Source organism: Chryseobacterium rhizosphaerae, from assembly GCF_003385455.1.
Classification (GTDB): Bacteria; Bacteroidota; Bacteroidia; order Flavobacteriales; family Weeksellaceae; genus Chryseobacterium; species Chryseobacterium rhizosphaerae.
Genome location: NZ_QNUF01000023.1, coordinates 64453 through 86417, shown reverse-complemented (window position 1 = coordinate 86417; position 21965 = coordinate 64453). Strand labels below are relative to the sequence as shown.

The window sequence follows — 21965 nt, the reverse complement described above, 5'->3', positions numbered from 1 at the left end:
AGCTACGGCATTTACCGGAAAGCAGACAGAAACTATTGTCTCAGGATTGACCACCACTGTTAAGGAAACAAATCCGGCAGACTACGGAAGGACAACTTCCCAGACGATGGACGCTTTAGGAAATGTTATTTCATCTACAGATAAGGGAGGAACCGTAAAGTTCTCTTACAATGCAGCAGGACAGCAGGTCCAGGCAGAATATGAGGATAATATGGTGGTCACAAATTATGATGAATGGGGAAATAAGATAGAGGTAGCAGATCCTTCTACTGGTACATACCTGTACGAATACAAAGGCTATATGGGCGCATTGTCCAAAATTATAAGCCCTAAAGGAGAGAAAAGATATACGTACAATAGTCTGGGCCAGCTGATCAGCCAGGTGGAGAAATCAACTACAGGAAACGATACGGATAAAAACATCAATTTTGCTTATAACAATAAAGGAAGACTTATCTCAAAAAAAGGAACGTCCAATGGAAAAGTGTATACCTACACGATAAAGTATGATCCTCAGGGAAGGGTGATCTCCTCTTCCCAAAAATCCCCCGAAGCTACTTTTGTTCACAAAAATGTAGTCTATGACAGCAAAGGAAAAGTAATCTCCTATGAAAAGGAACTACTTTCTTCAGGAACTGTAACAAAGGCCTCTATTGAAAACCTGTACAACCCGTGGAACGGGGAGCTTGCCCAGGTAAAAGACCAAATTTCCGGAAAGGTGTTATGGGAGCTGAAAGAAACCAATGCCAGGGCACAGGTACTCAAAGCAATGTTGGGAACTTCAGAAGTAAGGAATATCTATAATGATGCCACAGGGATGATTCGGGAAATTAATCATGTAAATTATGTGGGAGATCCTTTGGTCAATATTCAGTATAGCTTTAATGCCATCAAAAATGAATTGAGCTCCAGAAAAGTACTGGGGAATTTCAATAGTAAAGAAACCTTTGATTACGATGATAATAACCGCCTTATCAACTGGACCAACCCGGTAACGGGAATAAAGCCGACTTCCAACAGGAATATCTATGATATAAAAGGAAGGATCTTAAAGAATGACCAGATAGGAAAAATAAAATTTGACAATCCTGACAACGTCTACCAACCTACCGGAATGAGCCTGAATACTGACGGAATCCAGAACTATAATAATGACCTGATCCAAAGTATTACATACAACGAAAACAATGATCCGGTATTCATAGACGGTGAAAAAGGGGATGCTGCTTTCCAGTATGGGCTTACTGCCATGAGGCAGAGGGTTACTTATGGGGGGAATTTCAGCAGTGGAAGTGATGGGAAATTCACCAAATTATATAGTGAAGAAGGAAGCTTTGAAGTGGTAAAAGACAATACGACCGGGAAAGAAAAACATATTATTTATATCGGGGGATCGCCATATGATTCTGATATTGTATATTTGAAAAGTTTTGAGGCAACTAATGGTGGTTACCTGTTGCTGCATAAGGATTATCTGGGGAGTATTCTGGCCATCAGCTCTTTAAGCGGCAAGCCGCTCGAGCGCAGGCATTATGATGCATGGGGCAATCTTACTCATCTTCAGCTGGCTGGCGGTCCTGTTATTACGGATAAGAATATACTCAACACTACTCCGTTATGGGTGGACAGGGGCTATACCAGTCATGAGTATTTTCCGGAAATAGGGATTGTTCATATGAATGGAAGGCTCTACGATCCACTACTCAGAAGGTTCCTGAATGCTGATGAAAATATCCAGGCACCATTTAATACCCAAAATTATAACAGGTACGGGTATGTGATGAATAATCCGATGATGTATAATGACCCGGATGGGGAATTTGCCTGGATGATTGCAGGAGCAATAATGGGAGCTTATTTCACAGGAGTAAAAGCGAATGGCTCATGGAATCCTGCCAAGTGGGACTGGGGAGCCACCTGGGGTAAAATTGCAATGGGCGGAGCCATAGGTGCATTTACCGGAGGTGTAGGGTTTGCCGTAAGCACTTCTGCCGCTGCCGCTGCTGCTACAGTAGGAATACAAGGTGGCCTTTTGGGAGGAGCCATTGCAGGAGCTTCAGGAGGTGTGGTAGCTGGTGCTATCAGCGGATTTGCTACCGCGGTGATGTTTGGTGAAGATGTAATAGAGGGAACCCTAATGGGTGGTTTGTGGGGAGGAGCTATTGGAGGTGGACTTGGTGCCGTTTCTGGTGCCGGAGGCCAGGCGATCAAGAATTGGCAAGCCGCTAAAGTAGGTGATCCACAGCTTACAATCTTGAAAGGCGCTCCAATTCAGCCAGGAAGAACTCAATGGACGCTGAATAATACTCCGAAAACTACCACGATAGGGGGAACTCCGGTGAAAAGTATTCTAATTATTGGAGATGTTGAAGGTGGTATTTTAGAATCTGCCGGCAACAAATTTGTCAATGAGCGGCCTGTACCCATATTGAAGGAAGGTCCTGCAATTACCTATAAGGGTGAGTATACAAGGACGACGGGCGGAAGGCTTGGAAATGAGGCAACAAGAGCTCAACTAAGTGAAATATCGTCAGGATTGAAAAGTAGGGGGTATAGAATTATAGGTGGCGGAGGTAAAGCACCTGAAGAATATTTAAAACCCTTGAATGTTGGAAGAAAAGGGGGATCTTATCCGGATATTACCGCAAAACATCCTAAATATCCTACCTTAAGAATAAATACTGTTGATGTCTTAAAAGATGGAGTTACTCCGACTGCAAGAGAATTAAGAAATGCCATAAGAATCAGAGCTCAAATTCAGCCGGGAGAACATTTATTATTAATTCCAAAAAAGTAAAATAAATATGAAAAGTAAACAAACCATGTTTTTTACAGTATTTGAAGATATTGAACAAATACTACGAGATATTGAAACAACTGTGGATATTTGCTACTATTATGATGCGCCTTTATTGCTTGATACCAAAAATATCCCTGTATACGATTCGATATTTGACACTCCTAATGTTGGGACTGCTCAGTCTGCATTTTGGCTGACAAATTATAGTTATTTGGTAATGAAGAAGGACATATTGCTAAATATTAATGAAATTCCGCAAAGAAAAGGGGGAATGAAATATGATATCGATCAAGTAATCAATCCCCAATCAATAGAATTAAAACTTGGAGGTATCTATACTGAAAAAGAACATGTAATTATAGCAGGACGAGTTGCAACGATATCGCAAGCAAATGATTCTTTGGAGCTTTACAAGCTATTTTCATCCAAAATCAAAAAGGAATTTAAAAAGATTGGAATGTTCTATGTGGGGTCAGAAGCCGAAAAAAAACTTAGGGAAGGCTGGCGGCTAGTACAAGATGAAGGATTCTCTAAAGAATATGATTTGACTTTAAAAGGATAGCATAATAAATATTTCAGGCGGTATAAAAACATGCCGCCTGTTTTTTAGAGAAAGACAAAATAAACACATATGATTTTTCCAAAAGCAAAAAAAATAGCCAGAGATCTTGGCTGGTACAAAACTGAGGACGGTGTATTTGGACTGTACAAAGGTTACTTTTTTAATGTTTCAGACGCAAGCCTGGTAAGCACCCCTCAATACAAATTTGTATCTGTGACTACGGGAAACCTGACAGAAGAAAAATGGCTGCAGATCAATACGGAACTGGTCACCAACAAAAAGAGGTTAAAATTTACAGGTTTTGAAATTAGAGATACCAGCATTTTATTCCAGTTTTCAGAAACCTTTATTTACACAAAACTCAAGACTGTTTATACCTTGTTTGACTTTTTAGTCGATCTTTTCAAAAAACTCAATATACCGGAGCAATACAAATGTCATAGCTGTGGAACAAATCAAAAAATCAACTATTACAACTTAAATGATAATGGAATATTACTTTGTGACACTTGTTTTCACGAAACAAATAATAAATTCTACGAAATTGAAAAACTAAGAATTTCAAAGGAGAAAAATTATCTGACAGGATTTTTAGGTGCCGTAATATTTTCAATTCCATGGATTATACTTTGGGTTTTATCTGCCGTATATTTAGGAAGAATCGCCTCCGCAATGGCCCTTATTATTGCTTTTTTTGCTTCTATAGGATACAGCTTTTTAAAAGGGCGTGAAGGTACATTAAAAAAGTATATCATTTTTCTGACAAACATTGTAAGCATCATTATGGCAAATGTTATGACAGTACTTGCTTTATTAATAAAAGAAGGTTCTACTTTAAAGCAGGCAATTCTGGAGTTTCAAACAAATGAAACGGTAAAAGAAGTATTTTATACGAATATTATTATTTCTTCTATATTGGGATTGGTTGCCTGGATCTGGATATTGTTTGTCATGAAAGACGAAAAATTAATAATAAAACGTGCGGATAAATTTTAGAAGTAAAAGTATTAGATATAAAGATTCTTAAAAGAATATTATATCACCGGGAATGTTTGATCCTGATGCTTTATTAAAAAACAATTTTAAAAAACATATGATATGAAAAAACAATTACTAAGCTTATGCATAGTTATGGGAACTGTGGCATTCGCTCAATCTACAGACGGACCAAAATTTGGTATTAAAGCCGGAGGTAACATTTCAGGCATAACAGGAGATGACACCCAATCGAAGTTCGGGATTTATGCCGGGGCATTGGTCAATATTCCGGTTTCTAAAGAATTTAGTATTCAGCCTGAGATCGTTTACAGTTCGCAAGGAGCAAAGGCAAAGGATAGTTATAATGTTGCGGGATATAGATTTACGAATATGAAGCAGATCCTTAATTACATTAATATTCCGGTAATGTTTCAGTACAATGCGGCACCAAAATTTTATCTGGAAGCCGGTCCTGAATTTGGATTTCTTGTAAATGCTAAAGCGAAAGCAGATATTAATGGCAAGCCTTATGATACAAGCAATAAAGATTCATTAAAAACCTTCAATTTTGGATTGGGAATTGGTTTAGGCTACAAATTTACTCCAAACTTAGGCATCAATGCCCGTTATACTGCTGGTTTAACGGATATCGTTAAAAATGGAGGTGGAGAAACTTCAAAAAATACTAATTTCCAGTTGGGTCTGGTTATTATTTTTAAGTAAGAAGTAACAAAAAAGCGAGGAATACTTTCCTCGCTTTTTCTATTTATTTTTTACCTGTTAACCATTGGTTTTGCAGTTTCAGTTCTGCCGGACTAGGATTGGCTTTGTATTTAAGCATTTCCATCGTCAGTTTATCAAGAATCGCTTTTCCTTTCAATTCTACTTTCTCTTTCTTTTCTCCATTACCTCGTAAAACAGTCACGGAAACATTTTGTCCTTCCTTGATTGTTTTAGCATAATTAATGAAGTCCTGCATATTCTGAACATTAATTGTTTTGCCGTCTAACGCAAGAACCTGATCAGTGATTTTAAATCCGATACTTGTAGCAAAAGGGGATAGGGCAGAGCTTTCATCAAATACAAAAGCATTGTTTTTCTCATCGTATCCGGTTTGGTTAGGATCTTTCACAAACCAGAAAATAGGAGGAGTCTCTTGTTTCTGTAATTCTACACCTACCTGGCTCAGATATTCAGCATAAGGGGTTGGCTGGTTGCCAGCGATGTATTTATTGTAAAAGTCTTTCACTTGAGGATATCCGGTTACCGTTACCAGTTCATCAATTAATTTATCATCTTTGAAAGGTTTGTTCTCTCCAAATCTCTGAGATAACTTTCTGATCATATCACGATAGCCCATCTCTCCGTTGGAAAGTTTTCTCAGCTCAATATCCAGACACATGGCCAGAAGGGCTCCTTTCTCATAAACATTTCTGTACTGATCCTTATAAGGTGCTTTCAGTACATTTTTACTCATGACCGTAAACGGCATGGTATCATCATAATTCTTTGAATTGGTGATTTTTTCGTTAATTCTCTGTAAAAACTCGTCTTTTGTGATCAGCCCTTCCTGAATCTGGAATAAATTGGCAAAATATTCCGTACCTCCTTCATACATCCACAGATGCTGAGACATTTTAGGATCTGCATAATTGAAATAGTGGATCTCTTCAGAATGGGTTTTCAAAGGATTCACGGTATGGAAGAACTCGTGAGATACTACATCGGTAATAGTTTTGTCGATGGCATCTTTCGGCATCATTTCAGGAAGTACCACACTCGTTGATTCATGGTGTTCCAAAGCTCCAAAACCTTTAATTTTCGGGCCGCCACCTCCGGAAAGATAAAGCATGATAGCGTACTTTTTATTCGTGTTCATATCTCCCAGGAATTTTTTCTGGGCAATGACCATTTTTTCCAGATTTTCCTTAAAATCGGCAGCTTTATATTTTCCTGTTGGAGAATACACTCCCAATACCAGCTCCATTCCACCGGCATTGAAGGTAATATAGTCCGGTTTGGTATACATCAGTGGAGAATCAGTTACCTTAGCATAATTAGCCAGCGTAAAAGTATCTGTAGATTCAGATTTATCCTGATCTACTAAAGCGGTAGTTCCATAGAAATCAGTAGGCTTTTGGATTACCAGCTGATAAGGAACATCCTGCATATTATCGATATATCCAATAAATCCATGGGTATTGATCATAAAGATTTTTCCCTGTTCAATATCGGTCCCTGAAGGTGAGAATACAGCTTTATGCTTTGAAGTATCCATTTCATCATCAAAACTGTCGTTAACCAGATAGGTGATCTTATTTAAATTTTGAGCGTTCTTTAGTGAATAGGTATTATCATCCACTTTAGAATAGGTAAGTTCCTTTCCTTTGTTGTCATAAAATTTGATCCCTTCTATAAATCTTCCGTAATCATCTTCCGAATAAGTACCCGGAACAGTCTTTGGAAAATGAAACTTGATGTCACCGGATTTCATTTTTGGAAACTCCATGGTAACGGCTACTTTATCGTCTTTTACATTGACGAGATCAATGGTGGTTTTTATAGACTGGGCATTCGCTAAAAAAGCGGCAAAAAGAGCCAAGCTAAGTGCTGTTTTTCTCATTGGGTTAAATTTTATAGTTAAATAGTTGTTGTTTTTACCATTTTGTTACGTGATAGGGTATTAAACTTTTCTTAAAATTAATTCCAAAGGGTTAAAAAAATAAAAAGGCAAATTTGCTGGTTTGCGAATTTGCCTTTTTTATTATTTACTGAACATTTTTATAATTGATATAATAGTTCTTGTTAAACTCAACAGAAGTATTTTTTGTAAGTGTTACCGTCTGCCAGTCTTCCGTTGGAGTAATCGTCTGCTCTCCGTCAATTCTGATTGGGAGTTTCAGATTTTTAACCACATCTGTATATCGGAATTTCAACGTCTGGCCATTCTGAGAATACTCAAGAGTAGGGATTTTTACCGTTCTCAGATATTGATCAAAAACAGTGGAAAAATCGATTCCGGATTTTGATGACAGATAATCTTCAATCTGTTTGGTGGTAACGGTCTGATGATAAAAATCTTTATTGAGTCCTCTTAAAATCTGTCTGAATTTTTCGTCATTATTGATCACTTGTCTCATCGTATGAAGCATATTGGCTCCTTTAGGATACATATCACCACTGCCTTCATTTCTTACCCCATAGTGGCCGATAATAGGTATATCATTGTTAATATTATTTCTGATTCCCTGAACATATATCTCCGCAGATTTTTTGTCCATAAATTTTTCAGTGAAAAGAGTTTCAGAATAGTTAGTGAAACTTTCGTGGATCCACATGTCAGCCTGATCTTTTGCTGTAATATTATTGGCGAACCACTCGTGACCACTTTCATGAATGATAATGAAATCCCAGTTCAGACCGACTCCTGTCCCTGAAAGATCCCTGCCCAGATAACCATTCTGGTATTGATTTCCGTAGGCTACATTACTTTGATGTTCCATACCCAGGTGAGGGGATTCTACCAATTTATAAGAGTCTTCATAAAATGGATATGGGCCAAACCAATATTCAAATGCAGAAAGCATAGGTTTTACCTGTTGAAACTGTTTTTTGGCTTTATCTAAATTATAGTCAAGTACCCAGTAATCCAGATCCAGTTTTCCTTTTTCACCATCAAAACTATCTTTGAAGTTGACATACTTTCCGATACTGGGAATGATAGAATAGGCGTTGATCGGATTTTTTACCTCCCAGGTGTAAGTGGTTGTATTGCCTTTGGTCTTTTTATCTATCAGCCTTCCGTTCCCAACGCCTACAAGATCGTTAGGGGTGAGGATTTTCATGGTAATACCATTGTCGGGCTCATCACTCCATATATCTTTGGTAGGAAGCCAGATTGAAGCCCCAATTCCTTCGTCAGCAGCGGTCATCCATGGATGACCATTTTTGTCTTTAGCAAAAACCCAGCCGCCATCCCAGGGAGCTTTTTTAGCAATTACAGGATTCCCGGAATAGGTAACATCAATACTGTATTTTTCTCCTTTTTTAAACTTTTTATTAGCGGTAATAAAAATAAAGTCGCCCTCCTGCTTATAACTTTTAATAGAGAAGTTTCCTTCCACTTTATCAGCTTTCATAGGTTGCTGCAGATCAATTTGAAATACAGGATTGGTCACATCTTTAATGATTTCAAAACTGATCTTATTATTTCCTTTGATACTTTTCTGATCAAAATCAGGCTCTACGGAAAGGTCATATTTTTTGACATCCCAAAAATTTCGGAATTGAGTGTCCGAACCCTTTAACGTATCCTGTTTGGTATAAACCTGACCTTTTTCAAAGAATTGTCCGAAAACCAATCCTGAAGCAAATAAAAGCGTATATGATAACTTCTTCATTTTTAAACTTTATTAATAATCTTTTCAAAAATAGAAAATTTAATTAACAGCAAAATTGTGAAAAGGTAAAAATGTGCAATATTAAAAGAAGATCAATCATTCAGACACAAAAAAGCCCGGCTTATTGATTGCCGGGCATGGTTTGAAAAATATTATTTTTTATTTTTTGATGAATTTCAGGTTTGAAGTAGTTCCCTGATCCTCAATTGAAATCACATAAGCTCCGGTGATCAATTTGGATACCGAAATTTTATTGTCTGTAATCTGTCCGTTCATTACAATTTGTCCCGCCATATTGGTGATGGTATATTGAGCCTTAGCCGAAACTTTAGTCACGTTTAATACATCGCTAGCTGGATTAGGATAAATCTGTATTGAGTTGTTATCTTTTGTTATCTCTTTGGTAGCAAGGTTTTCTGCTTGAATTTGTACAGGATAATCTTCAATTTCACCATATTGTTGGCTGCTACATCCGTTGGTAGGTTGTGTATTATAGGCAAGCACAACTCTCATTATGATATTACTGCCGACATAGGCATCTGCAGGTACCGAGAAGGTTCCTGAAACAGGAGTGATTTTACTAGGAGCACTTGTGAAGATGATTTCAGAATCAGAAAAAATTCCGTCTCTGTTAAAATCAATCCATGCACTTACCCCTTCATTATACTGAGCACCAGACCATTGTTTTTGTACACTGATGGCATTACCGGAAGATCCTTTGGTAAGGGTAATCAGTTTTGTAGGATCAGTAGCATAATTGGTATAAGGTGAAGCAGTGCTGGTATTGGAAATAGGGCTCATTCCTGTAGGAGTTACCGTGACGTTGGAAATAAATTCATCAGAAGAATTTGTTCCGGTTGCAGAACACAAGGTAAACGGAAGGGTAGTAAAGTTAGTAGGTGCGGAATAGCTTCCAGTGGTAGATCCACAAACATTCGCTATTTGAATTTCATACTGGGTACCTTCATTTAATCCGGAGATGGTATAAGAATTTGTTGTTACAGGAACGGTAGTCCATGTGGCGGTTCCTGTTTTTCTATACATTAGTGAATAAGTAGCGCCCTGCAATGCAGCCCAGTTTATACTGGCAGAACTTCTTGTGATTCCTGAGACCACAATTCCTGTTGGTGTGGCTGAAGAGCAGTTTTCTGCGGATGCAGAAACGCCAGCACTGCCAATAGCGTAAAAAACATTGTCAATGGCACTTACTCTGATTTTTACGTTGGATCCGGTAGGCAGTGAAGAGAATGAAAAAGGTTCAGCTCCATCATTGGGAGTAGATGGGGTGATAACGGTCCATGTATTTCCATTGTCTGTTGTATAGTCTATTTTGACATTTTGTACGCTATATGGAGCATTATTTGTATTGACAACATCCCAGGTAACAGCCCCCGGTAGATTATTATAAACTGTAGCAGAAGTTACTTTAAATGGTCCCTCATTTCCTACATTTAATTTTACCAGACTGCTCTGGGTTTGCTGCTGAGTAATATCAGGATTATTGTCTCTTACGGTTACTTTGAACTTTAGCTGTCTGGGAACATTGGGTAGAAGTTCCCAATCCTGTACCGTAGTAAGTGTTCCATTAAGAACTGTTGAAAGCTTAGGAAAATAACGTGTTGGAGATGCTGTAGGGGGTAGGGATCTGAAGTTAGCTCCACTGGTTCGGGTGGCATCCAGGTTATTAAACTTAGTGGCTGAAATATCATATTGTTCCCATGTATAGGTCATAGGGTCGTTTTGGGCATCGGCAGCACTTGCTGTCAGTACAAAAGCGGTACCTTTGGGGATTGCCTTATCAGGTGATGGTTGTATTACCGGTGGGGTATTGACTACCGGGATATTGATATCACAGTTTTTACTGTTTACATAGGCTTGTATCTGCTCAATGTTAATCGTATGAAAATAGGCATCAGAATGCATTTGCACATTAGCCTGGGTAATTCCTGCATATCCCATGATAGTAGATCCTGACCCCGGTTCTATTGGGATATCTGTTTGACCATGAACTACAGACATGGTGTGACGTCCTCCAAATTGGTGTCCTAGCTCATGAGCCACATAGTCGATATCGAAAGTGTCCCCAAATGGTTGATCATCTACTGCGGGAGAAGTAATTCCTGCTCCTTTAGAAGTTGCGTCATTGTTGTTGCTTGGGTTTCTGCAGACGTTTCCGATATCACCGGCAGATCCACCACCACCTCTATGCCCGAAAAAATGCCCCACATCATATGCATTATTACCTACACCTGCGGTGTTGGTAAATGTTCGTTGGGCTTCCAGATTCCAGTTACCCATATTTGCCACATCTGAATAAGGATCTGTAGCCGGATCTGTAAAAATAAGTTGTGGGAGGTCCTGTACAATTAAATGAATTCCCAAGTCTTTTTCATAAACGCCATTTACCCTGTTGATTGTAGCGTTGATGCGGGCTGCTGCACCAGGAACTCCTCCTGCCAGCTGAGTGTATTCACCATTAACGGAAACAGCAATTCTGTAAGTTCGATATTTTTGATCGTTACTTTTATTAATCCCTGCTCCGTTTACTCCTTTTTTTGACTGTAACAGTTTTTTCATTTCCTTTTTTGAGCTTTCAGGCTCGGATGCTTTACATTCAAAAACACCGTTTCCCCGTGCTTTGTCAGATTTGAAAAAGACTCCATAAATATCTTTTTCTTTGTTTACAGGCTCTATAAATTCATATTGTCCTGTCTTGGTGTCAAAAAGCATAGATTGAAAATCATTAGGAGCTGTACTGAATCTGATTTGTTTATTGGGATTGTCTACACCAACCCCGGAATAAGCTCCAAGTTGATATCTTTCAGCCATTGACTTTTCAACCACCGGCGAACTGTACACAGAGAATCTTTCGATCTTTCCCTCGGTAGTAGGAAGAGAGATAATTACAGGATTAGCTCCCTTTCCTGCCTCAGGAGCATTTTTCAAAAGTTCACGAAGTGATGTAAGGTCAACTTTGTAAGCGTGGATGATATTCACTTCCTTTCTGATCGGAGTGACCTTCTCGGATACGGGCTCCCACCGTTGTGCTTGCAGACTTGTTAAGCCAATAGCCAACGCAAAAACGAAAATAATTTTCTTTTTCATAATATTTAATAAATTGGATTTTTTTTGTAAAATTAATTAATTTATTACGAATATTTCTGTTTTTGATACTATTTCATGTTATTTATTCCATTGAATGAAATAAAAGTTATTTAAATGGTAATTTTATTGATTTTTTAATATAAATAACTTTATTTTAAGAAAATTAATAATTGGACTTGTGTGTATGATAAAAAAGGTGCTGGTTTTAATTATTAAAACCAGCACCTTTTTTATCATACAGTATAATCGTTATTTATTTCTGAACGACCGGAAGATTTCCATTATTTTTCTGCACCTTTTTATAAGTGAAAGTACACATGACGATACTGAATTCGTATAAAATAAGCAGTGGGAAAGCAGCCATAAGCATACTTAAAACATCTGCAGGGGTAATGATTGCAGCCACTACCATAATCAAAACAATAGCATGACGTCGGTAGGTTTTCATAAATACCGGAGTCAGAATACCAATACTGGTAAGGAAGTAAATAAGGATAGGGAAAAGAAAGATAATACCCATTCCCAAAATTACCTGCAAAAATAAGGTTGTATAATCACTCAGGTCATAAAGGGGAACAATAATATCCGAAATTTTAAAAATAACCCCAAAGTTGACTGCAAAAGGAAGAATTAAAAAATATCCACAAAGAATTCCTGTCATAAAGAGAATCCAGACTGCATTGATGATATAAATGGAATTTTTTCTCTCTTTTGGATGTAAAGCAGGGCCTATAAAACGCCATAATTCCCAAACAATATAAGGAAATGCGGCTACCATGCCTCCAAAAACAGAAACAGCCATCATCACATTAAACTGTTGGTAAAGTCTCTGTACACGCACAGGGAAATCTTTGGGAAGATGAATACTGTCTTCACCTAAAAGCATTCTTGAAAAGTGGTTCACCACTCTGAAGGTAGGAAAGTCATTTCTTGTTGGCCCAAAAAAGATATGGTCCATAATCCAATTGATATTGAAACCAACTGCAAAAGCAGCAATTACGATAGCAATAATTGAACGGATCAGGTGTCCTCTTAATTCTCCAATATGCCCCAGAAAGGACATGTCTTTATTATTGTCCATATAGTAAAATCTATCCAAACGGTTCACCTGTCCGGATATGCCGTTTAAGTCTGCGAAATTATGAAATAATAATCAGTATTTAGAATTTATTGATCATGATTTTGTTCAATATTGTACATATATATTTACGGTATTGGCTTGATATTTTAGGTAAGGAAGTGAGATGAATGATTGAAGAAGCAGGTTTTATCCATAAAAAAACAGACCTAACCTTATTTTGATTTCAGGTATAGTCTGTTTTTATCTATTTTATTCTTAGTAAATTGCTTATTTTTCAAGTATTTCCAATACCTTTTCGGCTACGGCACCTCCGGATTGAGGATTCTGACCTGTTACCAGTTTTCCGTCAGATACCGCAAAGGAAACAAAATCCTGATCAGCTTTTACATAATGGGCTCCTTTGGTTTTTAAAACATCTTCTGTAAGGTAAGGCATATGATCAGCCAGTTCAGAGGCTATTTCTTCTGAATTCGAAAAGCCTGTGAGTGTTTTTCCGTTAATTAAAAGTTCTCCGTTAGAAAGTTTAATGTTAAAAAGACCTACAGCACCATGACATACTGATGAAACTATGCCTCCATTTTCATAAATTTTTTGAGCTATCTGCTGTAATGTTTCATTCTCTGGAAAATCCCAAACAACTCCATGTCCTCCGGTGTAGTAAATGACACTGTACTCTTTCGGGTTGATCTCTTCCGGTTTTAAAGTAGTGGCCAGTTTCTGTCTGAAAACTTCATCTGCATAAAATTTCCATTCCGCAGGCTGCACAAACATCTGTAATGAAATAGGATCCAGTGGAGTATACCCTCCCCGTGGGCTTACAAAATCAATATCATATCCTTTTTCAAGTAATTTTTCATAAAAATGGACCGCTTCACCCAGCCACAAACCGGTTGCTCTATCCATATCGGGGTATTTTTCTACACTTGTTACGACAATTAATACTTTCTTTTTCATTGTTTTTTAGATTAAAATTATAAAACAAAGATGAAGAATTTAACATCGTTATCACTATGACATAGCTCAAAAAAAAGATGTGACCCACGTCACATCTTAAGAATATAGTCTGCTTAATGTTTCTCTTGAAACTCCCAGGTAACTTGCAATAAGCTGTTTGGGAATATGGTCAATAAACCCCGGATACTGCTGCAAGAAATCTTCATAACGCTCTTTAGCAGACTTGCTTATTAGAGAAAGAATTCTCTGTTGTAAAGCGATATACCCAAAATTGGATTTTACCCGGAAAAAATGTTCCGTCTTTGGGATTTTTGTACAAAGAAGATCTAAGTCTTCATAGGATATACAGTAAACTTCAGCATTTTCAATACAGTCAACAGCTACTGAGGATAGATCCTGCTTAAAAAAAGCTGCAAAATCTGAAATCCACCAATTGGGTGCTGCAAACTGAAGAATATGTTCTTTGCCTGTGCTGTCTATGAAGCTGCTTTTAAGAAATCCTTTTTCAATCAGGTATATGTCTTTTACAGGTTGATTTTCCTGTATTAAAAACTGCCTTTTTCTGAATTTCTGTTTTCTGAAAAGTGAGGTTACCATTTCAAACTCATCATCCGTGAGATTAATAATCTCCTGTATATGTTTTTTCAGAAAGTCTTCCATATAAATCGCTTAATTGATGCCTTCATCCAGCAGCTTATGAAGATCAATGATCCCGAAGTACTTTCCGTTTTCAGTGACAATAAGCTGACCTATGTTGTTTTCTTTCAATACCTTCATTGCCTGTTTGGCAAGAGCTTCTTTTTCAATGGTTTTCGGATGGGCAGACATAATGTCTTTAGCCAAAACCTTACTGATATCTTCACCTTTCAGCAACATTCTTCTCAAATCTCCATCCGTAACAACTCCTATGATTTGCTCTTCATTGGTAACTACCGTAATTCCATGGCTGGATCCACTGATAGAAATGATAACATCTCTTATGGTGGCATCTTCTGTAACCTGAGGCTTTTGTGAAGAAAGAAACTGCTCGACTCTCGATGTAAGATTTTTTCCTAAACTGCCTCCCGGATGGAATTTGGCAAAATCATTGGCTTTGAAATCATTCAGTTCCATTAAAGCAACAGCCAGGGCATCTCCCAAAGCCATTTGGATGGTTGTAGAGCTTGTAGGAGCCAGCTTATTCGGGCAGGCTTCAACATCAACATGGGTATCCAGTACAATTTCAGAAAATTCGGCAAGTTTACTTTTTTTGTTGCCTGTCATCCCGATCAAAGCGGAAGAATAGTCTTTTAAATAAGGAACCAGATTGGCAATTTCAGGAGAGTTACCGGAATTGGAAATACATAAAACGACATCCTGCTTCTGAATAACACCCAAATCTCCATGAATAGCTTCTGATGCATGAAGGAACTGTGATGGTGTACCTGTAGAATTTAAGGTAGCCACAATTTTATTTCCCACATGAGCAGATTTTCCTATTCCCACTACAATAAGTTTCCCTTTTGCGGCATGAATAATTTCCACTGCCTCGGCAAATTGGTCATCAATTCTGTTTTTTAATTTTTCAAGTTCCGAAATCTCTATTTCTAAAGTACTTTTAGCTATTGATATAATGTTGGTTCTATCCATTTTACGATGATATGGTATACAAAAAAGTTCCTAAAAAATGTTATATTTTAAAAAGAATATTTAATATAAATTTTATTTTTATAAATCCGTTCGCTTTTATTTTAAGCAAAAATTTTATAACTTTGGGTTATATGCAAATTTAGCAATAGAAAATTAGATGAGCGCAAAAAAAGCCAATTTATCAGGCGAATTGAAAAAGTATTTTGGGTTTTCTACATTTAAGGGTCAGCAGGAGCAAATCATAGAAAACCTATTGGAAGGGAAGGATATATTTGTTTTAATGCCTACAGGTGGTGGAAAATCATTATGTTATCAGCTTCCGGCACTTATTTCCGAAGGCACGGCAATAGTCGTTTCGCCCCTGATCGCGTTAATGAAGAATCAGGTAGATGCAGTGAACGGCCTTTCCTCGGAAGATGGAGTAGCCCATGTATTGAATTCATCATTAAACAAAACACAGACAAAACAGGTTTTTGACGATATTAAAAGCGGAAAAACCAAACTTTTGTATGTTGCTCCGGAATCATTGATCAAAGAAGATTACCTGGAGTTTTTGAAAGAAGTGAAAATTTCTTTCTTTGCTATTGACGAAGCGCACTGTATTTCAGAATGGGGGCACGACTTCAGGCCTGAATACAGAAATCTTAAACAGATTATTGATAAGATCGCAGATGTATCTGTCATTGCACTGACAGCTACTGCCACTCCTAAAGTTCAGGATGATATCCAAAAAACATTAGGAATGACCAATGCTTTGGTCTTTAAGGAAAGTTTTAACCGTCCTAATTTATATTATGAGGTATGTCCAAAAGTCAATGTAGATAGGGAAATCGTAAAATTTATCAACCAACACAAAGGGAAATCCGGAATTGTATACTGTCTGAGCAGAAGAAAAGTAGAAGAATTTGCCCAGCTTTTACAAGTTAACGGTATCAATGCACTTCCTTATCATGCCGGTCTTGACCAGAAAATAAGGGTTGCCAATCAGGATAAATTCCTGATGGAAGATGTGGATGTCATTGTGGCTACCATTGCCTTTGGGATGGGAATAGACAAACCGGATGTACGTTTCGTGATTCACTATGATTTTCCAAAGTCACTGGAAAGCTATTATCAGGAAACAGGAAGAGCAGGAAGAGATGGGGGTGAAGGACATTGTCTGGCATTCTATGATCCAAAAGATATTGAAAAACTGGAGAAATTTCTGGCACAAAAACCGGTTTCCGAAAGGGAGATTGGTTTACAGCTTTTGAATGAAGTGGTAGGCTATGCCGAAACTTCAATGAGCAGAAGACAATATATCCTTTATTATTTTGGAGAAAGTTTTGATCCTGTAAACGGAGATGGAGCGAAGATGTGTGACAACTCTTCGAATCCTCCAAAATTAAAAGATGCCACTGATGATTTGGAAAGAGTACTGGCCCTGATCAGTGATACCGGTGAGAAGTTTAAAGCTAAAGATCTGATTTCTGTAATAGTAGGAAAAGAAACGGCGGTTACAAAATCTTACAAACTGGAGCAAAGCTCACATTTCGGTTTCGGAAAAGAAGAAAAAGATAATTATTGGAAGACAATTCTGAGACAGGCTACTGTTCAGAATTTTTTACAGAAAGATATTGAAACCTATGGGGTTTTAAAAATGGGGGCTAAAGGCAGAGATGTTCTGGCTGGCAAAACCAAAGATGTATTTTTAATTGCGGAAGACAGAGAATTTGACCTTAGCCAAACAAAAGCAGAGAGTGATCAGATCCAGCAGCAAGCCGGTGGTGGACTGGATCAAAACCTGTTTGGCCAATTAAAAGAACTGAGAAAAAAAGTAGCTAAAAAATACGGGATTCCTCCTTATACAGTATTTATGGATCCCAGTTTAGAGGATATGACTGTTCAGTATCCTATCTCGCTAGAAGAAATAGCCAAGATCTATGGGGTAGGAGAAGGAAAAGCCAAAAAATATGGTAAAGAGTTTGCCGACTTTATCAAAACCTATGTAGAAGACCATAATATTGAACGTACCCAGGATATGGTCCTGAAACAGGTCGCCAATAAATCGAGCCATAAAGTATTTATTATCCAGAGTACCGATAAGAAAATTGACCTTGAAGATATTGCAAGAGCAAAAAATCTTTCCATGAACGAATTACTGAAAGAAATGGAAAGTATCGTATATCAGGGAACAAAATTGAATATTGACTACTATATTGAAGATAATTTTGATGAAGATATCGTTGATGGCTTTATGGAATTCATGACTGATTCTGAAAGTGACAGCATGAAGGTGCTGTTGGATGAATTTGGAGATGAACTTTCTGATGAAGAAGTGAGAATGCTGAGAATTAAATTTATCAGTGATGTAGCAAATTAAAATGATGATTTTGAATGTAAACGAAATAATTTTAAAAGAAATTCTTCCAACGAAGAGTTTCTTTTTTAATATGACGGAGAAAATTAGGATTGTTTTTTCATTTTTTTATTTAACCATTTCCATTTTATTGCTTACAACTATGAATTCATTTTTGTTCATTTTTGCTATGATAATGTTTGGAGCAGGATTATATTTCACTATTTTTAGATGGGTTTTGAGATATTTTGATTTGAAAAATGATTGTTATTTAATAACCAATCAGAGAATAATCATAGTTGAAAGATCCAGTAAGGATATTTGGAAATATAAAAAACTGGAAGAAATAGAACAAGTAAATGTTGAATTGAATAGTCGGTTTTTTGGAAACATTATCTTCGGAGAACCGGAAAATATCTTTGGAAAAAATGACGAACCTTTTTCTTTGTTCAAAAGAAGAGGGATGAATTTTAATGAAGATAAGTATGTTTTTCTGAGTGTTGAACATATTGACGAAATTATTCCTCTATTTGAGGAGTTAGGTTTGAAGGTTAACAAAACTTTTTACTAATTTTACAGTGATGAAAAAAATATCAGTCATATTTATTCTGCCGGATCTAGAAACCGGGGGCGCAGAAAGAATAGTTACCACCATAGCGAATCATCTTTCCAGAGATCGGTTTGAGCCGAAGATTTTGCTGTTGCGTAAGAAAGGCGGGTATCTTAATTTTCTAAAAAAAGATGTTGAAATCATCGATATTAATACGGAGAGGATCAGACATTCACTGAAACCTATTTTGGGAGAAATTTACAGGAGAAAACCCGATATTGTTTTTTCCGGTTTTGGGGAAGTCAATGCTTACTTAGCATTATTTATCAAGCTTTTTCCAAGGACGAAATTCATTGCCAGGGAAACGAATGTGGTCACTCAGCATGTTACGAGAAAAGAAATAAAATTTTTCTATAATTTTTACAATAATTATCAGAGAATCATTGCCCAAAGCGATGATATGATGAAAGACCTGGTGGATAATTTTAATATCAAAAAGAAGAAAATTGTCAAAATAAATAATCCGGTTGATTTCGATTTTATTGATGATAAATTATCCGTTTCCCTTAAACCTGAATGCTTTAAATACAATTATAAAAATGTAGTGGCTATCGGTAATTTATCAGCAAGAAAAGGCTTTGATAACCTTTTGAAAGTTTTTTCAAGGCTTAAAAATGAACATATTCTGCTTCATATTTTAGGAGATGGAAAAGATAAAGAAGTCTTGCTTCAGATGAAAGAGTTTTTGGGACTAAAAAATGTAATTTTTCATGGCAGACAGGAAAATCCCTACCAGTTTTTAAAATATGCAGATTTATTTATTCTTTCGTCACGATATGAAGGCTTTCCAAATGTTTTATTGGAAGCAGGAGCTTGCGGAACCTATTCTTTAGCGAATAACTGCCCCGGAGGAATTAACGAAATCATTCAGCATAATGTGAATGGAGAAATATCTAATATAGAAAACTATGAAAACTTTGCACAGCAGATTATAAGAGTTATGCAGAGTAATTATAATCGGGATGCTATACGAAACTCTATTAAATCCAGGTTTTCAAAAAATATTATTTTAGATAAATATGAAAAGGTTTTACTGGATTTAGTAAAACGTTAATGACAGCATTTGCTTTATGGGTTGTTAATTTCTTACTTTTGGAATTATAAATTTTATCTGAAAACCCATTTTTCATTCATGAATAAAATCCAAAAATTAGGATGTGCCTGCGAGAAGCCAACTTCCAATTATACAGAATATAGAAGCTCAGCATTAGGAATTGATCATACAGACGGAAGAAATGCTGAGGTATCTGTTCAGCAATGTAAACTTTGCCAGAGGATATGGATCCATTATTGTATTGAATTTGAAAATGCTCCCCAATCTGAAAGATGGTACAAGGGGATTGTTTCTAAAAAAGACCGTCCTCAAATAAGTCCGGAAAATGCTGTCGGATTTTTAGAAAACCTTGACTGGTATGTGTATGGGGGTTCTTTTTTTGAAAGTACCGGTACATTTGGACAGGGAAAACTGAATGTGAGTTTGTAATATATATGCTGATTTAAGTAAAAAGGAGTCTAATTAAATATCAAATTTATGAAGCCATTTATAATCGTTATTTTGATACTGAATTCTGTTGTCATGACAGCCCAGCAGAAGACAATTTCCAGAAAAGAATTGTTAAAAACGGCTATTGATCAGCAAATTAAATCCACAGAGATTCAGGAAATAACAATGGCTGCAGGACAAGGAGCTCCTGAGCATCTGCATCCCTGTCCCGTTTTAGGAATAATCAATTCAGGAGAGGCTGTTTTTCAGATAGAAGGACAACAGAAAGTGATACTTCATGAAGGAGATGCTTTTTATGAACCTAAAAATGTGAAGATCCTCCATTTTGATAATGCTTCAGCAGAAAAACCACTTGTCTTTACCGCCATTTATTTGAAGGAAGGGAGTGAGGAAAATATAAAATTCATAAAATAACACTTTTCATAAAACTAAGGCTTATAATTATCATTTTTAAAATTGATAAAACTCACTTTGGTGCTTAGTAATTTATATGTAAATTTGTGAGAATTAAGATAGATAATAATAAACAAATTCATAATATAACATGAGTCAATTCGATGTTACCGTAATAGGTTCTGGTCCTGGAGGTTATGTAGCTGCGATCCGTGCAGCACAATTAGGTTTCAAAACAGCAATTATTGAAAAATATTCAACTTTAGGCGGAACTTGTCTTAATGTTGGATGTATTCCGTCAAAAGCACTTCTTGACAGCTCTGAACATTTTGAAAATGCAAAACACAATTTTGCAAGCCACGGAATTATCATCAATGAGCCACAGGCAGATATTGCAAGAATCATTGAGCGTAAAAATGAAGTGGTAGATCAAACGACTAAAGGGATCAACTTTTTGATGGACAAAAACAAAATCACTGTTTTTGAAGGATTGGGAAGTTTTGAATCTGCTACTCAGATTAAAGTAACTAAAAATGATGGTTCTTCTGAAACAATAGAATCTAAATATACAATTATTGCAACGGGTTCTAAGCCGTCTTCACTTCCTTTTATCTCTCTTGATAAAGAAAGAGTGATTACTTCTACAGAAGCGTTAAATCTTAAAGAAATTCCAAAGCACCTTGTCGTAATTGGAGGAGGCGTTATTGGTCTTGAATTAGGTTCTGTATACTTAAGATTAGGTGCTCAGGTAACGGTTGTTGAATTCATGGATAAAATTATCCCTGGAATGGACGGTGCTTTAAGTAAAGAATTGACGAAAGTTCTTAAAAAACAGGGTATGAAGTTTATGCTTTCTACAGCAGTTTCTGCAGTTGAAAGAAACGGAGATACTGTAAAAGTGACAGCTAAAGATAAAAAGGGAGAAGAAGTAGTTGTAGAAGGAGATTACTGTTTAGTTTCTGTAGGAAGAAAACCTTATACAGATGGCCTTGGTCTTGAAAAAGCAGGAGTAGAGCTTGATGAAAGAGGAAGAGTAAAAACAAATGATCACTTACAGACAAATGTTGCCAATATCTATGCAATCGGTGATGTGATCAAAGGGGCAATGCTTGCTCACAAAGCGAGTGAAGAAGGAACTTTAGTTGCTGAAATATTAGCAGGACAAAAACCACATATCAATTATAACCTGATTCCTGGTGTGGTATATACTTGGCCTGAAGTTGCCGGAGTAGGTAAGACTGAGGAGCAATTGAAAGAAGAAGGAGTGGCTTATAAAGTAGGTTCTTTCCCAATGAGAGCATTAGGAAGAAGCCGTGCAAGTGGTGATGTTGATGGACTTGTGAAAATTATTGCAGATGAAAAAACTGATGAGGTTTTAGGAATGCATATCATTGGAGCGAGAGCTGCAGATCTTATTGCTGAAGGAGTAATTGCTATGGAATTCCGTGCAAGTGCTGAAGACATCGCAAGAAGTTCTCATGCTCACCCAACTTATGCTGAAGCTATTAAAGAAGCAGCGTTGGATGCTACCGGAAAAAGACCAATCCACATATAGTACGATTAAAAAGATTTAATCATTTAAATATTGAAAAGAAAGAGAAGCATCTGCTT

17 protein-coding genes are annotated in these 21965 nt (G+C 36.9%); 10 read left to right on the top strand and 7 right to left on the bottom strand.

Going from position 1 to position 21965, the window contains the following annotated elements; translation table 11 throughout:
• From DRF57_RS17510 to DRF57_RS17495, 4 genes are all read left to right on the top strand, one after another.
• The coding region (locus DRF57_RS17510) for an RHS repeat domain-containing protein (protein ID WP_317126111.1) at positions 1-2797 on the top strand (2797 nt) is incomplete at its 5' end.
• A 7-nt stretch (positions 2798-2804) separates the two neighbouring features.
• Positions 2805-3362, top strand: a complete 558-nt coding sequence (locus tag DRF57_RS17505; protein WP_115919893.1) for a hypothetical protein — start codon at positions 2805-2807, stop codon at positions 3360-3362.
• 69 nt (positions 3363-3431) lie between these two features.
• On the top strand, positions 3432-4358 hold the full coding sequence (locus tag DRF57_RS17500) for a hypothetical protein (RefSeq protein WP_115919891.1): 927 nt from the start codon (positions 3432-3434) through the stop codon (positions 4356-4358).
• Positions 4359-4460: 102 nt separating this feature from the next.
• Positions 4461-5063, top strand: a complete 603-nt coding sequence (locus DRF57_RS17495) for a porin family protein (RefSeq protein ID WP_047491179.1) — start codon at positions 4461-4463, stop codon at positions 5061-5063.
• Positions 5064-5106: 43 nt separating this feature from the next.
• On the opposite strand, the gene DRF57_RS17490 is transcribed toward DRF57_RS17495, so the two are convergent.
• The 7 genes from DRF57_RS17490 to DRF57_RS17460 form a co-directional block, all read right to left on the bottom strand.
• Positions 5107-6963 (bottom strand): M61 family metallopeptidase, encoded by a 1857-nt coding sequence (locus DRF57_RS17490; protein ID WP_115919889.1) that lies wholly within the window; start codon positions 6961-6963, stop codon positions 5107-5109.
• A 145-nt stretch (positions 6964-7108) separates the two neighbouring features.
• Positions 7109-8740 carry a M1 family metallopeptidase gene (locus DRF57_RS17485; protein ID WP_115919887.1) on the bottom strand — a complete coding sequence of 544 codons (1632 nt, stop codon included), beginning with the start codon at positions 8738-8740 and terminating at the stop codon, positions 7109-7111.
• Positions 8741-8899: 159 nt separating this feature from the next.
• On the bottom strand, positions 8900-11845 hold the full coding sequence (locus DRF57_RS17480; RefSeq protein ID WP_115919885.1) for a reprolysin-like metallopeptidase: 2946 nt from the start codon (positions 11843-11845) through the stop codon (positions 8900-8902).
• 253 nt (positions 11846-12098) lie between these two features.
• Positions 12099-12926, bottom strand: coding sequence for a twin-arginine translocase subunit TatC (gene tatC / locus DRF57_RS17475; RefSeq protein ID WP_047491171.1), 828 nt, complete (start codon positions 12924-12926; stop codon positions 12099-12101).
• A 267-nt stretch (positions 12927-13193) separates the two neighbouring features.
• On the bottom strand, positions 13194-13880 hold the full coding sequence (locus tag DRF57_RS17470) for a type 1 glutamine amidotransferase domain-containing protein (RefSeq protein ID WP_115919883.1): 687 nt from the start codon (positions 13878-13880) through the stop codon (positions 13194-13196).
• A 96-nt stretch (positions 13881-13976) separates the two neighbouring features.
• Positions 13977-14540: a Crp/Fnr family transcriptional regulator gene (locus DRF57_RS17465; RefSeq protein WP_115919881.1), complete on the bottom strand. Its 564-nt coding sequence runs from the start codon at positions 14538-14540 to the stop codon at positions 13977-13979.
• Between the two features lie 9 nt (positions 14541-14549).
• A complete protein-coding gene (locus DRF57_RS17460) occupies positions 14550-15509 on the bottom strand; it encodes a KpsF/GutQ family sugar-phosphate isomerase (protein WP_047491165.1) in 960 nt (319 codons plus the stop codon).
• A 157-nt stretch (positions 15510-15666) separates the two neighbouring features.
• Between DRF57_RS17460 and recQ the strand changes: the two genes are divergently transcribed.
• The 6 genes from recQ to lpdA all read left to right on the top strand — a co-directional run bounded on the left by recQ (position 15667) and on the right by lpdA (position 21909).
• Positions 15667-17871: a DNA helicase RecQ gene (recQ, locus tag DRF57_RS17455; protein ID WP_047491159.1), complete on the top strand. Its 2205-nt coding sequence runs from the start codon at positions 15667-15669 to the stop codon at positions 17869-17871.
• A gap of 10 nt (positions 17872-17881) precedes the next feature.
• Entirely contained in the window at positions 17882-18418 is a 537-nt protein-coding gene (locus DRF57_RS17450; protein ID WP_123863344.1) for a YdbT family protein, read from the top strand.
• Positions 18419-18428: 10 nt separating this feature from the next.
• On the top strand, positions 18429-19511 hold the full coding sequence (locus DRF57_RS17445) for a glycosyltransferase (protein WP_047491153.1): 1083 nt from the start codon (positions 18429-18431) through the stop codon (positions 19509-19511).
• Positions 19512-19589: 78 nt separating this feature from the next.
• Positions 19590-19940 (top strand): hypothetical protein, encoded by a 351-nt coding sequence (locus DRF57_RS17440; protein WP_115919877.1) that lies wholly within the window; start codon positions 19590-19592, stop codon positions 19938-19940.
• A 48-nt stretch (positions 19941-19988) separates the two neighbouring features.
• Positions 19989-20375, top strand: coding sequence for a cupin domain-containing protein (locus DRF57_RS17435; protein ID WP_081989087.1), 387 nt, complete (start codon positions 19989-19991; stop codon positions 20373-20375).
• 130 nt (positions 20376-20505) lie between these two features.
• On the top strand, positions 20506-21909 hold the full coding sequence (gene lpdA / locus DRF57_RS17430) for a dihydrolipoyl dehydrogenase (RefSeq protein WP_047491146.1): 1404 nt from the start codon (positions 20506-20508) through the stop codon (positions 21907-21909).
• The last annotated feature ends 56 nt before the right edge of the window (positions 21910-21965 follow it).